Below are 13021 nucleotides of genomic sequence, written 5' to 3' on the forward strand. Positions count from 1 at the left end.
GGTACGAGGAGGACAATCGATGAAACTGACCAGAAGGCATGCGCTTGCCTTGCTGCCGGGGGCTTTGCTGGTAACGACAGTTGCGCGCCATGCATACGCAGCGGAGACGGTAACAGCTCTTTCCGACGATATGATCCTGCGAGACGCCTATGTCTATTTGCTTGGCCGCGCGATCGTCGTTCGGCAGGAACAGACGGACCTCAAGGAAGATGGCGTCGACTATAACATCATCAAATACAATCCAGTTGGCCAACCGATCGGCTGGGTCAATCCCAATCTCGATGTCGCCAATATCGAAGCCTGGATTGCGGTCGACGAAAGGACACCGGCGCTTCTCGAAATTCCCCGCATCGAGGGCCGCTATTACACCGCCCAGATTTGCGACGAATGGGGCGAGGTCATCACCAATATCAACGAGCGCAATTATCCGCTGCATCCTTCCGGCAAATACGCGTTCGTTGCCCCGGATTCCAATGTCAGGATTCCGGACGATGTCGTGCGGATCGAATTGCGCTCACCGAAGGCCAAGATGCTCGCGCGTGTCGAGATACATAACGACATTGACGGCGCCGCAGTGCTGCAGAAGCAATTCAAGCTTAGCTCGCTCGGCAAACCGGTGATCGCTCCCCCCGTGGCTATTCCCGGTTTCGACAATAAATCGCTGATCGGTATGGAAATTTTCGACCACGCGGATGTGCTTCTCGCCAGTGCCCCTGATGTCTCGCCTGTTGCGGCGCAACTGCAGTCGAAGGTTCGCGATATTGCCAAGCTCGCTGCCAATCCGGCCCACCGCGCCGCAATGGAAAAGGCGTTGCACGACAAGATCATTCCCGAATTTCAGATCTTCTCGGTCGCAGGCGCGGGGGTGACGAGAAACAACTGGATTGGCACCACCGTCATCGGCAACTACGGCGAGGACTTCGCCATTCGCACGGCGGCAAACTACATCGGGATATGGGCCAACGCCCGCCACGAGGTCATCTATTTCGTCACCACGCGCGATGCCGATGGCAACCAGCTGTTGGGCTACAGCGATTATCTCGTCGAGTTTCCGCCCGGCGACAGCCCCGACAATGTCGTCAACGCCTATTGGTCGTTGAGCCTTGTCGACGTCCCGGGCTTCCTCGCCGTCGCCAACCCGCTGAACCGGTATACGTTCAACAGCGTGGCGCCGCCCAGATCCGAGGCCGACGGTTCGCTCAGGATTTTTCTCGCGGCCAAGGCGAGGGGTGACATTCCTGAAGCCAATCTGCTGCCGTCACCTGAGGGAAAACCGTTCTCACTGACCTTCCGCACCTATGTGCCGAAGGACGTGGTCAAGCGTGGCGAGTGGTTTCCACCGGCAATCCGAAAGATCCGATAGATGGCAAAATCTGGAATGCTTTTCTGCCTGCGATACCTATCCTGCAGGCTGTGGTCGCTCGCCCTCGTGATTGCGGCAGGCGGCGCCTTCGCCCCCTCTGTTCATGCTGCCGATCTTGTCACCCCGACGTCGCCCACGGTCGTTGAGAAACAGGCAGGCGATTGGACCTTTGCCTTCAGCCCGTATTTCTGGGGTGCGGGTCTTTCCGGCGACGTGGCGCAGTTTGGCCTGCCGACGACGGTGCATATCAGCCCCGATTTCGGCGATATCCTGGATAATCTGGACTTTGCGGCGATGGCGACCGGCGAGGCCCGCTATGGCCGCTACAGCGTCTTTTCGGACGTCATCTATACCAAGCTGTCTGTCGGATCCGGAACCCCGCGCGGCGTGATCGCCGACAGCGTCGACGTTACGTCGGAAACATTCGCCGGTCTTGTCGGCGCCGGGTACTGCGTCCTGCAGGACGCCAACAGCAACCTCGATATTGTTGCTGCGGCGAGGATCTGGAGCGTCAGCACCGAGATTTCCCTCCAGGGCGGGATCCTTGGCGGCCGAAGCGTCAGCGACAGTGCGACCTGGGTCGATGCGATGACGGGCATTCGTGGCAGGTACTTCTTCAACGATAATCTGTATCTGACAGGCTGGGGACTTATCGGCGCCGGCGGCGCGACACTCGATTGGGATGTGGCTGCGGCCATCGGCTATCAGTTCAGCGGCAAGTTTTCTGCTCTCGCGGGCTATCGGGCACTAGGCGTCAACTACGACAACAACGATTTCGTCTTCGATGCCGTACAGCAAGGGCCGATCGTCGGGCTCGTCCTTCATTTCTGAGCAAAACCGGAAAGACATTTCAGGAAGGGCCGGTAGATGCGCAATATTCTCTTGAAGATTTGGAGTGTCGTCGCAGGTTTGGTCGTATGTGCAGCGCATGCGCAGGCTCAGGAAACCGCCGACGCTATTACCAGCCGGCTTCTGCCATCCAAAGCTCGGCGTCTTTACCGCCGGGAATCCGCAAGGGCGCAGACGGATCGGTTGCAGCCTTCCAGATTGCCGCTGCCACGTCCGATGCATGGGTCACGGGAACGGTATCGTCCTGCACGTTCTTGACAAACTGCTGGAGCAGCGGAGCATAATCCGGGTCATCCATGCCGCGAAGGTGCGGGCGAGCATTAACTCCGAAGTTGGTCTCTGGCGAGCGACCGGGCAATACAATATGCACACGCACGCCAAACGGCTGCATTTCCAGCGCCAGGGACTCGGTAAAGGCATTTACTGCGGCCTTGCTCGCCCGGTAAATACCGACCACCGGCAGTGTCTTGACCGTCACCGTTGAGGTGACGTTGACGACCACACCCGATCGTCTTTGACGCATTTGGGGCAAGACGGCTTGGACCATCGACAGCGTTCCGATTGTGTTCGTCTGGAACAACGCCTCAACCGTTTCCGGCGCTGTCAGCTCGATCGGAGACGGCGCCCCGAAGCCAGCATTGTTGACCAAAACGTCGATATGGCCGGCCGCTTGCACAGCCTGTGCGATGCTGTCCGGTTTGGTGACGTCAAGCGCAAGTATGCGCAGGTGTTCGGAAGCCGGTAAGAGGTCTTCATTGGGAGTGCGCATCGTTGCGATCACGTCCCAGCCCCTCGCGAGGAATAGCTTCGCGGTTTCAAGACCAAAGCCGGACGAGCAGCCGGTAATCAATATCGTAGGCATAGGTTTCTCCGTGACAATCTAGAATGCCCAGCGTAGTGACTGAAGGAAAGACGTTATATAGTCTGCCGTCTCGATTTCATTAGCGTTAGTCCTGTCCATGACCGTTGATCCGCTCGCAGAAATAGTCACCTTGCTGCAGCCTGCCGCTCGATTCTCGAAACTGGTGGAATGCGCCGGCCCGTGGCGGATCCACCGTGAGGCCACTGGAGAGCCATTCTACTGCGCGATCCTGGATGGAACGTGTCGTGTGACTTTTGGCGAAAACCCGCCGGTCGTTCTTCAGGCCGGTGACTTCGTGCTTGCGCCTGCTGTGGGCGACCTCACCAATGAGAGCATCGATGCGCCGGCTGGCCTCTCCGCCATGATGCCGACGCAGGTCGATGACGGCCAATTCCGTGTTGGACGCCTTGAGGGACCTGCCGACCTGCGCATGCGTATTGGTCACTGTAGCTTCGGCGCGCCGGATGCAGCCCTTCTCGTCTCGCTCTTGCCGGACGTGGTCGTCGTCCGCGATCAACCGCGGCTCGCCATGCTGATGCAATTGCTCGGCGAGGAAACTCGGGAGCGGCGGCCGGCGCGTGATCTCGTTCTTGAGAGACTTCTCGAGGTGTTGTTGATCGAAGCCCTGCGCTCCGGCACGCAGAGCAGTTCCGCACCAGGCCTCGGCCGCGGCCTTGCCGACAGACGCCTTGCCGAAGCACTCTACGCAATGCATGCGCAACCGGCCCATCAGTGGACTGTCGCCAATCTCGCAACCAAAGCCGCGCTCTCCCGATCGGCTTTCTTCGCGCGCTTCAGCCGCATTGTCGGCTTACCGCCGATGGAATATCTGCTGGCCTGGCGCATGGCGCTCGCTAAACAACTATTGCGTAGCCGGGACGTCCCGATGGACGAGGTGGCCGAACGTGTGGGCTACGGTTCAGCAAGTGCGTTTAGTGTTGCCTTTGCTAGATATACTGGTGTGCCGCCGGCTAGGTATGCCCGCCAAAGTCAGGCTGGCTGAGAAACAGTCTGTTGTGTCAGCGAGGCGCCTTCATTTCTGCCTGTCAACGTGCGGCGTCGCCCCTCACGTTCTGGCCGGAACCAAAAACCGCAATGTGGTCTTTGTCGAGCAAAAGCTGGTCCTATCATCGCTGAGCATCACGGTCGTGTCGCTCATCCCTGTGCATGATCGTGGGGTTAAGCGCCCCACTACCGCCATTCCATTGATGTCTCTACCAGAGCCGCCGTCCGCGCCCCTCGCTCCGCCGTTTTCGCGTTCACCCTTGCCACGATCCCGAGGAGGAAGGCCGCGTGGGACCTTGCTCCGGAAGAACGGCGTCTGCGGGGACAGGATCCAGGTCAAGGGGTCTGGACCTCGTTCTTTCAATCATAGCGGCATCTTACAAGGATCAGCCTCTGGATTCTCTCTTCGGGTAGCGCGCGACTTATGGACGCGAAATACAGCGATCGCATGGAACGCGCCTCATGTTGTCCAGGACTCTCGTTCCTCGATCGTCTGCATCAGGAGCGCCGCCGCGCTCGAAATCTGTTCATGGCGCGAATGGCAAAGCGCAAGGATCGGCGTGCGTAAGACAGCATCGGAAAGCGGAACGAAGCATAGGCTGCCATCGGTGATCTCCGTTGCGACATCCTGCCTGCTGAGGACCGTAATGCCGACGCCCTGCGCAACCAACGACTTGATCATGGCGATATTATTCGACGAGAGTGGCGCATCGACGCGCAGGCCGGTCGAGGTTTCGAGCACACGAAACAATTCGGCGACCTCCAGCGGTTCGGACGGCCTGATGACGGCCTCTTGCGAGAGATTGCTGAAGCGCAGGCTGATCTTTCCCGACAATGCGTTCTCGGGTAGCATGACGACGCCAACGGGATTTTCGCGAAACGCCCGGACGACGATGTCCCTGGACGACTGCGGGTTCAACAACAGTCCAATATCGAATTCGCCCCGAGCGACGGCTTCTCCGATCTCGTCATTGGGCAATACGCTGATGTCCAGCGCAATCCCCGCATAGCGCCTACGCATTTCAGCGATAACTGCGGGCAGGAAACCGCGTACCGTCGCTTCGATCGCCGCTATGCGCACATAGCCTCGACGCAGGCCCGAGAGATCGCCGATCTGCTCTTGTATTCTTACGAAATCCCGCCGCCAGTCGAGCGCGCCCCGAAGCAGCAGTTCACCCGCCGCAGTCAGCCGCATGCCGCTCGGCAATCGGTTGAAGAGCGGCACGCCCAACCCCTCTTCCGCCGCGAGAATCTGCCGGTCGATGGCCGAGGCAGAGACGTTCAAATGCTCGGATGCCCTGCGAACTGAGCCGACCCGAGCGACCTCTACGAAATAAATCAACATCCGAGAATAGGGCTGCATCGCGCGTTCTCTTTTTTGCATTCACTCATGCGAAACATGATGTTTGAAGTTTACGTCCGCGTCCAGCAACGATGTATCCACGTGAATACATCGCCAGCATAGGATCGCCAGCCGTGAACATTCCGACCCCGTCCGCTTCTTCGGATCTGCCCCGCAACTGTACCTTCGATGCCGATGACTGGCACATCCTCGCGCGGCACTGGTACGCCATAGCGCTTGTCCGGGATGTGGAGGAAAGAGGCCTTGTGGGTGCGACCCTGCTCGACGAAAGACTCGTCGTCTACAAGGTCAATGACGAGATCGTCGTTGCCAACGATATCTGCACCCATCGCGGCGTGCCGCTGACCATGGGATCGAACGAGGATGAGAAGGGCGTGCGCTGTCGTTATCACGGCCTGCAGTTTGGCGCGCGCGGCAAATGCGTCAAGGTACCAGCGCATCCCGATAGTGCGATACCGGCGAAGCTCCATCTCAGATCCTATCCGGTGGTGCTGCGCTATGGCCTCGTCTGGACCTGCCTGCGCTTGGAGCAGGGAGAGAACGCCCCCAAGATGCCCTTCATGCCTCATTGGGACGAGGCGGGGTTCCAGAAGATCAACTGTCCCGCCTTCGATATATCAGGCTTTGCCGGCCGGCAGGTCGAGGGTTTCCTGGACGTGGCGCATTTCGCCTTTATCCATACCGAGACCTTCGCCGATCCGGACAATCCGGTAGTGCCGCCCTATGAAACGAAAGCGACCGATAGCGGCTTCGAGGCGGAATATTACAGCACCGTGGGCAATTATCCGCATGGCAAGCAGGCCGAGACGCCGAAGGATTTCCTCTGGCTGCGCCATTTCCGCGCCCATCTGCCGTTCACCGCGCATCTGACGGTGCATTTCCCGGAAGGCGGCCGCCTGTCGATCCTGAACGCCGCCTCGCCGGTCTCGGCGCGCAGGACGCGGCTGTTCGTGCCGATCGCTCGCAACTTTGATACCGATCGTCCCGTCCAGGAGGTCTACGACTTCAATCTCAAGGTTTTCCGCGAAGATGCGGAAATGGTCGAGCAGCAGAAACCGGAGAACCTGCCGCTCGACCCGCGCATGGAGGCGCATATTCCCGCTGATCGCAGCTCGATCAACTATCGCCGAGGGCTACGCGACATGGGCCTCAGCCACTTCTTCATCGCGTGAGGCGAGAAATGGAACTCATGGTTTCCGCCATCCGCATCAATGGCGATGACAATCTCGATATCGAGCTGATGGATCCGAAAGGAGCGGAGCTGCCGGCGTACACGGCCGGCGCCCATATCGATATCCGCACGCCGGCTGGACAGCTGCGGCAGTATTCGCTCTGCGGCCCGGCCGACGATCGCAGCGTCTACCGCATTTGCGTGCGGAGAGATGAAGCCTCCCGCGGCGGGTCCCGGTCGCTTCACAATGATCTTAGGGTACGGACAAAGCTCGATATCGGCGGCCCCCGTAATCTCTTCAGCATGCCCGAGGCGAAGCGCTACATCCTCTTCTCCGCCGGCATCGGCATAACACCGGTCATCGCGATGGCGCGGACACTCTCGGCAGCTGAGGCGGATTTCGAGCTGCATCATTTCGAGCGCAGCCGTTCGCGCGTGGCCTTCCTCAACGAACTGACGGCGGGACCGTTGAAAACCGCGGCCACGCTGTATCTCGGAGAGGAGGGCGAAAGCTTCCGCGAGACCGTACCGCCTTGCCTTATTTCATCCGATCCGGATGCGGCCGTGATCGCCTGCGGCCCGAACGGCTTCCTCGATCTACTCGTCCTTCGCCTCGCCGATGCCGGATGGTCGCCCCACCAGTTTCACTCCGAACGCTTTCGGCCCGAAGCACTTAAGTCTGCCGACGTAGCCAACGAGAAGGATGCCTTTCAAATCCGGCTCGCCTCTTCCGGTCAATCTTTCACGGTCGGATCGGAAGAAACGATTGCAAACGTCCTCCTCGCCAACGGCATCACAATCGATCTCTCCTGCGAACATGGTATGTGTGGCGCATGCCTCACCCGCGTGCTCGAGGGGGAGCCCGATCATCGCGATATCGTGTTGAGCGCTGCCGAAAAAGCGACGGGAGATCAGATGACGATTTGCTGTTCTCGATCCCGATCCCCGGTGCTGGTTCTCGATATCTGAATGTCGGTACATGGTGGGTATGTATTTGATCGACTGCGAGATAGCATTCCCGACGAATGAGGCTGCGTGGTCCAAGCTCCACTCAATCCATTTCGTCAATGACCGCCGTCGCGAATGCCAAACGTCCGTTGCCGAGACAACGGACTTGTCCATATCTCTTTTTCTGAATCGCAAGCAAGCAGATCATACCACGGCCTGAAGAGTTCAGGATCGATCTCTTCGAAGCGCCAACCGTCATCGGGCTCATGATCGGCGACAAGATCAGCGATCTGCGTTTGCAAATCCGTGTGGCTACGACGCTGAAGGTCTCCCATCAGTGCCGCGGTGACATAGGTCGGCGCTGTACGGCTCCGATGCGGCATCTGGAAAGCGCGCCATGTACCTGCATGGCGACACATGAGCGCTGGGCCGTTGATGACGATGGTTGCCGGTGTTCTGTCGTCATCGATTGCATTCGTGACAACGTTCTGCCGTGCGAGATGAAACTCGACTGCCTCTGCAGATACAAGGTCATCTCGAAACGTCAAAGAGGCTTGCGCGACCAATGGCCTCGCTTTGCCGTTGATCGCAATCGCCGCGAACGGGAATGTCTCGGTCAGACATCGCAACGCTGTAGAGTCGGTTTGCTCAATCTGAGTATGGTGCATAAGTTTGGCTATCCTCACCAGGCACATCTTCGTAAGCCTTGATTGCCGTTGCAATTTTGCCTAGCCGAGAAAAAGCGAAACCGCCAGCCTCGTCCATGTACGAGAAGTAGGCATCAAAGGGATGGAAATGCGCAAATCGTTTCGACTGATCACATCGCAGGGCCGCATCAGCGACAGGACACCTCGTGCCATTGCCGGGGCCAGAGCGACCTCGGATCTTCTGGCCGAGGCACTGTCGTTGCAGGCGGAACTGATTGGTTTGCCAGACGAGGCCTGTATCGACGACTGGAGCGCCAGTCTGCCAGCTGCCGAGAAGACACTGAACAAACTGCGTGCGGCGGTTCTCGATGCGATCGGTGAGGGTATTGCGCCGTTACTTGCCGTCAACACCTGTTCTGGCAGCCTCGCGACATTGCCGGCTGCGGTAACTGCGATTCCGGATCTGAAGATCCTCTGGATCGACGCCCACGGGGACTTCAACACGCCCGAAACCACCGGTTCCGGCTACCTGGGCGGAATGGTGCTGGCTGCCGTCTGTGGGCTTTGGCAGAGTGGTCACGGTGCGGACGTAGACCCCACGCAAATTATCATCGCCGGAATTCGCGATATCGACGAGCAAGAACGGCGACTTCTCGAAGTAGCGGGGGTTAAGCTTCTGCCACCGTCCTCGACAAACGCGGAAGCCGTCCTGCCGCTTCTTGGCAATAGCCCGGTCTGGATCCACGTCGACTGGGATTCGCTGGAGCCTGGCCATGTGCCTGCGGCCTACAAAGTGCCAAATGGGTTGATGCCGAGTCAGCTTCGTGCGCTGTTCGAGGCAATCCCGCCTGAACAGATCGCTGGGATCGAATTTGCTGAATTCGAGATCCAGGACGATGAAGAGGAGCGAGCGCAAGCGCTCGCCGTGCTGTCTGATGTCATCGAGCCTCTGTTGGTTCGTCGGGCTTGAGGTAAACCCAGGCTTTCGTGCCGGATTTCAAGGTCACTTCGATGCGCGTGTAATCCGCTACTTCGTATTCGTCGGCCGCGGCTAGCTCATCCGCAGTGATCTGAAAGAGCTTCCCGGATACCTCGTCCTCCGAATCTTCCGATGGCATAACGATCGGGTGGAAGCGCTCGCCGCTTTTAGCGAGGACGTCGCGGTCGGTGATCTCGACCATCTCCTTACGAAATCCGATCATGGCGTCGTCGACGCCTTGGAGTAGCCTGCCAAAGGATGCCTTCTGCACCTCGGGATATTGCAGGGTGCCGTAAGAAAACAGAAAGACGGTGTCGGACAATCTAGGCTCCTTGCTGCATCGTTCTAAATGTGGCCCTAAGAGTCACATTTATTCTCCTCTTACTCAACCGAGCGTAATAGGTTCAGGCACTGTCTTGCCAGAGTCAAGCCTGCTCGATGGGCAGGTGAAGAGCTCGGCGACATTGACATATGCAGGCACCTGCGTTGGGAAGAGGGTGGCCGCAACGATGTCACCGGCTTCCAGGAAGCGGACCTGTGGACGGTAGGCATCCAACATCTGCCGGCGATCTGGACTGGTTGCCTGCTCAGGCGGCTCTTTTGCAATCCCACCCGGCTGGATGCACGTGACGCGGATGTTGTGCTGCTTGCCGACTTACATGCGAACACCGTGCGGCCGGCAAACGAGGAGGTGTTGAGGATATGGCCCGAATGCTGCTTGATCATATGCGGCAGAACGGCGGCGGCGGTATTGAGCACGCCCTTGACGTCGACCATCCTGTTCCATTCGTCGGCCTTGCGGTTTTCGACAAGCGAGACCGGCATGATACCGGCATTGTTGAAGAGGATATCGATTGAACCGTAGGTGTCGAGAAGCGTCTTCACGCCGGCTTCAACGGAGCGTAGTTCGGCTACGTCAATCTCGAGAGCGAGCGTCTGCCCGCCTTTGCGTTCGATCTTGTCCTTCAGCACTGCCAACCGCTGCGTGCGCCGTGCGGTGATACCGACCTTGACGCCGCCGGCAGCCAGATCGAGGGCGGCGAGAACGCCAACGCCGCTCGATGCGTCGGTGATCAGCGCGATTTTTCCATTGATGCTCATTGTCATTCTACCTTTCGGCTTCTCAGGCCTAGTCCGTTGGAAGGACGACGATTTCGATGATGGCGACACGCCGTTGATTGGTGACGATGAAAGCCACGGCTTCGGCGATGTCCTGCGGATGCATCTGCTCCATCTCGCCGAACATGCTGGTCAAGCCTTCCCACTGCCCGGCCTTCTGATCGAACAGGTCGGTGGCTGTCGCGCAGGGCTCGATGACCGAGAAGAGGATCGAGCGCGTTGGTGAACTCTTGCCGCCAGGCTTCAATGGCGGCCGTCGCGCCTCACAGGCCGCGTTGTAGATCGCGACCTGTGACCGAGAAGATGTTGACCTTGCGGAGACTGTCGGCGAGCCTCGCGATGATCGTGCAGGGCAGCAAACGTGTCGTGCTTGGCGATGCGACCTATCTCTACGATGAATCCCGATTCCTGCTGACGGCGGTCAACCTGCCGACGATCACCCAGGTCCTCAAGGCGACGCCGGAGGAGCCCTATATTTCGATCGTGCTGAAGCTCGATCTCGTGGCGGCCAAGCAGATGATCGCCGACATAGACCTTGCTGATCCGGAAGGTGCTACGGCAGGCGCCGGAATGGCGACGGGACCGGCGACGGTCGCCCTCTTCAGCGCCCTGGCCCGCCTGATTGATCTTCTCGATACGCGGAGAGATATTCCGATCCTTGGCGGCCTCGTCCAGCGCGAACTCCTCTACAGGGTGCTGACGAGCCCGGCCGGCGCCCGGCTGCGGCAGATCGTGCGCCTCGGCACGCAAGGCAATCGCATCGCCCGCGCGATCGACTGGCTGCGCGACAATTATGCCCGGCCGCTGCGCATCGAGGAACTGGCGGAGATATCGGGAATGGGCGTTTCCACGCTTCACCATCATTTCCGTCTCCTGACGGCGATGAGCCCGCTGCAGTTCCAGAAGCACCTGCGCCTGCATGAGGCGCGGCGTCTCATGCTGAGCGATGAGCTCGACGCAGGCAACGCATCGCTACGCGTCGGTTATGAGAGCGCCACCCAGTTCAATCGCGAATACCGCCGCCTGTTTGGTGCCCCGCCGATGCGTGACGTGAAGGCGCTCCGGCTGACCAATGCCGCCGAGCTTGGGAGCGCCACCGGGACGGCCGTGGCTCTAGCGCGACCCTTTTCGGGTTAGATTTGCTTCAATCACCGTTGACATTGCCAGGCTATGAAACGGCCAGGTGTCATTTTGCCGGTTACCTCTCGGTTGCACCGGGCCATGTGGACAGGACAAGTTCGACGATCGCACGCAACGAGGTCCTGGAAGTTCCGGCCTTGGCTTGAACGCCCAAACCTTGATTGACCGTCATCAGGTAACGCGCCAGCGTCGCGCAATCGGTTGAAGGCGGAAGCTCTCCGTCCCGGACGCCGCGCTCGAATTTAATGCGCCACGCATCCTCGGTCAGCTTTTGCCGTGCGATCAACGCCTGACGGACAGGTTCGGCCTCGTCCGAACAGGCAAGCGTGCTGTTCATCACTGCGCATCCTCGACCGACGTCGCCTAGCGTCTGGACCTCGATTGCGCCCTCGAAAAAGCGCCGAACAGCAGCGTGGACCTTCGGCTCCGCGAGGGCTTCGCGCAAGTAGGTCATATGTTCGACGTCGTAGCGCTCGATCGCCTTGAAGAAAAGGGCCTCCTTGTTGCCGAAAACAGCATAGAGACCCGGACGCGCGACACCGGTCGCGCGGGTGAGATCCTCGAGCGAGGTTCCTTCGTAGCCTTTCTGCCAGAAGACCGCCAAGGCGGCTTCCAGCGTCCTGTCGACGTCAAATTCGCGGTGTCGTCCCATCACAACCTCTTTCGATACCGACCAGTATAAAAAGCTTGACGACAAATGTCCAGATAGAGTACCGAACGATACTATACCGTTCGGTATTGAAATGGCGTGTTCGCCGCTGAAGGAGCAATCATGGTCGATCATCCCGAAACATCGAGTACCTCTCTTTCCGATAAGGTCGCGCTCGTGACCGGTGCCGCGCGAGGAATCGGCGTCGAGATCAGTCGCGAGCTCGCGAAGCTCGGCGCTCATGTCATTGTCGCCGCACGCGATCTGGTGAAAGCGGAACAGGTTGTCTCCGACCTCCGCGACCGCGGCGGCCTGGCTTCAGCGCTGAAGCTCGATGTCACCAACGAGGCGGATCGCAATGCGGCCTATCATTCGATCGAGGCGGCACACGGCAAGCTCGACATCCTGATCAACAACGCCGGCATCCTGCTCGACAGCCCCGATGGTGGCACGCCGGCGCCTCGGCAACCCAGCGTGGCATTGCCAGAAGTGCTGCGCGACACGTTCGAGGTGAACTTCTTCGCGCCCATCTTTCTGACCCAGTTGCTGCTGCCGCTGCTCACGCGGTCGGACGCGCCGCGCGTCGTCAATGTGTCCAGCATCCGGGGTTCGCTCGCGCACCTCTCCGATCCAACCTCGCCGGTCTATCCGGTTCGTGCACTCGGCTATGACACGTCCAAGGCGGCACTGAACGCTTTCACGATCCTGATCGCAGAGGAACTGCGCGGCACGCCGATCAAAATCAACGCCATTCACCCGGGTTGGGTGAGAACAGAGATGGGTGGCGAAGACGCGCCCGTCGGCCTTGAGGAGGGTGCCCGCACGGCCGTCAAATACGCCACGCTCGGTGAAGACGGTCCGACCGGCAGTTTCTTCTTCCTCGACGAGCGGCTGCCATGGTGAGGCGCGGCCCTGACAACGAATCC

Annotated in this window: 15 protein-coding genes; 8 read left to right on the forward strand and 7 right to left on the reverse strand. The window is 59.4% G+C overall.

All coding sequences use genetic code 11. The features are described 5' to 3' along the window. The first annotated feature begins 19 nt into the window (after window positions 1-19). Together GR212_RS26700 and GR212_RS26705 are read left to right on the forward strand one after the other, a co-directional pair. Entirely contained in the window at window positions 20-1363 is a 1344-nt protein-coding gene (locus tag GR212_RS26700) for a DUF1214 domain-containing protein (protein ID WP_163991220.1), read from the forward strand. Further along, entirely contained in the window at window positions 1364-2194 is an 831-nt protein-coding gene (locus GR212_RS26705) for a hypothetical protein (RefSeq protein WP_246725972.1), read from the forward strand. It abuts the gene before it with no gap. Window positions 2195-2321: 127 nt separating this feature from the next. Here GR212_RS26705 and GR212_RS26710 read toward each other — a convergent pair whose 3' ends face one another. Next, a complete protein-coding gene (locus tag GR212_RS26710; RefSeq protein ID WP_163991221.1) occupies window positions 2322-3074 on the reverse strand; it encodes an SDR family oxidoreductase in 753 nt (250 codons plus the stop codon). A 97-nt stretch (window positions 3075-3171) separates the two neighbouring features. Here GR212_RS26710 and GR212_RS26715 point away from each other — a divergent pair, with 97 nt between their 5' ends. Beyond that, on the forward strand, window positions 3172-4077 hold the full coding sequence (locus GR212_RS26715; protein ID WP_163991223.1) for an AraC family transcriptional regulator: 906 nt from the start codon (window positions 3172-3174) through the stop codon (window positions 4075-4077). Between the two features lie 462 nt (window positions 4078-4539). On the opposite strand, the gene GR212_RS26720 is transcribed toward GR212_RS26715, so the two are convergent. Then, on the reverse strand, window positions 4540-5463 hold the full coding sequence (locus GR212_RS26720; RefSeq protein WP_348643543.1) for a LysR family transcriptional regulator: 924 nt from the start codon (window positions 5461-5463) through the stop codon (window positions 4540-4542). A gap of 92 nt (window positions 5464-5555) precedes the next feature. On the opposite strand from GR212_RS26720, the gene GR212_RS26725 reads away from it, so the two are divergent. After that, window positions 5556-6614 carry an aromatic ring-hydroxylating dioxygenase subunit alpha gene (locus GR212_RS26725; RefSeq protein WP_348643544.1) on the forward strand — a complete coding sequence of 353 codons (1059 nt, stop codon included), beginning with the start codon at window positions 5556-5558 and terminating at the stop codon, window positions 6612-6614. An 8-nt stretch (window positions 6615-6622) separates the two neighbouring features. Next, window positions 6623-7582 carry a PDR/VanB family oxidoreductase gene (locus GR212_RS26730; RefSeq protein WP_204326778.1) on the forward strand — a complete coding sequence of 320 codons (960 nt, stop codon included), beginning with the start codon at window positions 6623-6625 and terminating at the stop codon, window positions 7580-7582. A gap of 95 nt (window positions 7583-7677) precedes the next feature. On the opposite strand, the gene GR212_RS26735 is transcribed toward GR212_RS26730, so the two are convergent. Beyond that, window positions 7678-8229 (reverse strand): FMN-binding negative transcriptional regulator, encoded by a 552-nt coding sequence (locus tag GR212_RS26735; protein ID WP_163991229.1) that lies wholly within the window; start codon window positions 8227-8229, stop codon window positions 7678-7680. Window positions 8230-8350: 121 nt separating this feature from the next. Between GR212_RS26735 and GR212_RS26740 the strand changes: the two genes are divergently transcribed. After that, entirely contained in the window at window positions 8351-9178 is an 828-nt protein-coding gene (locus tag GR212_RS26740) for an arginase family protein (protein WP_246725973.1), read from the forward strand. Here GR212_RS26740 and GR212_RS26745 read toward each other — a convergent pair. The 3 genes from GR212_RS26745 to GR212_RS26755 are packed head-to-tail and all read right to left on the reverse strand — an operon-like array spanning window position 9147 to window position 10553. Further along, window positions 9147-9509, reverse strand: coding sequence for a gamma-glutamylcyclotransferase family protein (locus tag GR212_RS26745; RefSeq protein WP_163991231.1), 363 nt, complete (start codon window positions 9507-9509; stop codon window positions 9147-9149). The two genes, GR212_RS26740 and GR212_RS26745, sit on opposite strands and share 32 nt — an antisense overlap. Before the next feature lie 59 nt (window positions 9510-9568). Beyond that, on the reverse strand, window positions 9569-10288 hold the full coding sequence (locus GR212_RS26750; protein WP_246725975.1) for an SDR family oxidoreductase: 720 nt from the start codon (window positions 10286-10288) through the stop codon (window positions 9569-9571). Between the two features lie 28 nt (window positions 10289-10316). Next, the gene (locus GR212_RS26755; RefSeq protein WP_163991233.1) at window positions 10317-10553 is read right to left on the reverse strand and encodes a hypothetical protein; all 237 of its coding nucleotides are present in this window, start codon (window positions 10551-10553) and stop codon (window positions 10317-10319) included. A gap of 44 nt (window positions 10554-10597) precedes the next feature. Here GR212_RS26755 and GR212_RS26760 point away from each other — a divergent pair, with 44 nt between their 5' ends. After that, window positions 10598-11443 (forward strand): AraC family transcriptional regulator N-terminal domain-containing protein, encoded by an 846-nt coding sequence (locus GR212_RS26760; RefSeq protein ID WP_204326779.1) that lies wholly within the window; start codon window positions 10598-10600, stop codon window positions 11441-11443. A 61-nt stretch (window positions 11444-11504) separates the two neighbouring features. Here the strand turns inward: GR212_RS26760 and GR212_RS26765 are convergent, their stop codons facing one another. Then, entirely contained in the window at window positions 11505-12098 is a 594-nt protein-coding gene (locus GR212_RS26765; protein WP_163991238.1) for a TetR/AcrR family transcriptional regulator, read from the reverse strand. A gap of 120 nt (window positions 12099-12218) precedes the next feature. Between GR212_RS26765 and GR212_RS26770 the strand changes: the two genes are divergently transcribed. After that, complete coding sequence (locus GR212_RS26770) at window positions 12219-12998, forward strand: SDR family NAD(P)-dependent oxidoreductase (protein WP_163991240.1); 780 nt, start codon at window positions 12219-12221, stop codon at window positions 12996-12998. Window positions 12999-13021 lie beyond the last annotated feature (23 nt).

The organism is Martinezella lusitana (genome assembly GCF_010668395.1).
Lineage (GTDB): Bacteria > Pseudomonadota > Alphaproteobacteria > Rhizobiales > Rhizobiaceae > Rhizobium > Rhizobium lusitanum_A.

What these genes read in the sequence shown, in the direction of transcription:
- GR212_RS26700 (WP_163991220.1), top strand. Translation starts at nt 20, where the DNA reads ATGAAACTGACCAGAAGGCATGCGCTTGCCTTGCTGCCGGGGGCTTTG.
- GR212_RS26720 (WP_348643543.1), bottom strand. Translation starts at nt 5,463, where the DNA reads ATGCAAAAAAGAGAACGCGCGATGCAGCCCTATTCTCGGATGTTGATT.
- GR212_RS26770 (WP_163991240.1), top strand. Translation starts at nt 12,219, where the DNA reads ATGGTCGATCATCCCGAAACATCGAGTACCTCTCTTTCCGATAAGGTC.
- GR212_RS26740 (WP_246725973.1), top strand. Translation starts at nt 8,351, where the DNA reads ATGGAAATGCGCAAATCGTTTCGACTGATCACATCGCAGGGCCGCATC.
- GR212_RS26765 (WP_163991238.1), bottom strand. Translation starts at nt 12,098, where the DNA reads ATGGGACGACACCGCGAATTTGACGTCGACAGGACGCTGGAAGCCGCC.
- GR212_RS26750 (WP_246725975.1), bottom strand. Translation starts at nt 10,288, where the DNA reads ATGAGCATCAATGGAAAAATCGCGCTGATCACCGACGCATCGAGCGGC.
- GR212_RS26735 (WP_163991229.1), bottom strand. Translation starts at nt 8,229, where the DNA reads ATGCACCATACTCAGATTGAGCAAACCGACTCTACAGCGTTGCGATGT.
- GR212_RS26710 (WP_163991221.1), bottom strand. Translation starts at nt 3,074, where the DNA reads ATGCCTACGATATTGATTACCGGCTGCTCGTCCGGCTTTGGTCTTGAA.
- GR212_RS26705 (WP_246725972.1), top strand. Translation starts at nt 1,364, where the DNA reads ATGGCAAAATCTGGAATGCTTTTCTGCCTGCGATACCTATCCTGCAGG.
- GR212_RS26715 (WP_163991223.1), top strand. Translation starts at nt 3,172, where the DNA reads ATGACCGTTGATCCGCTCGCAGAAATAGTCACCTTGCTGCAGCCTGCC.
- GR212_RS26730 (WP_204326778.1), top strand. Translation starts at nt 6,623, where the DNA reads ATGGAACTCATGGTTTCCGCCATCCGCATCAATGGCGATGACAATCTC.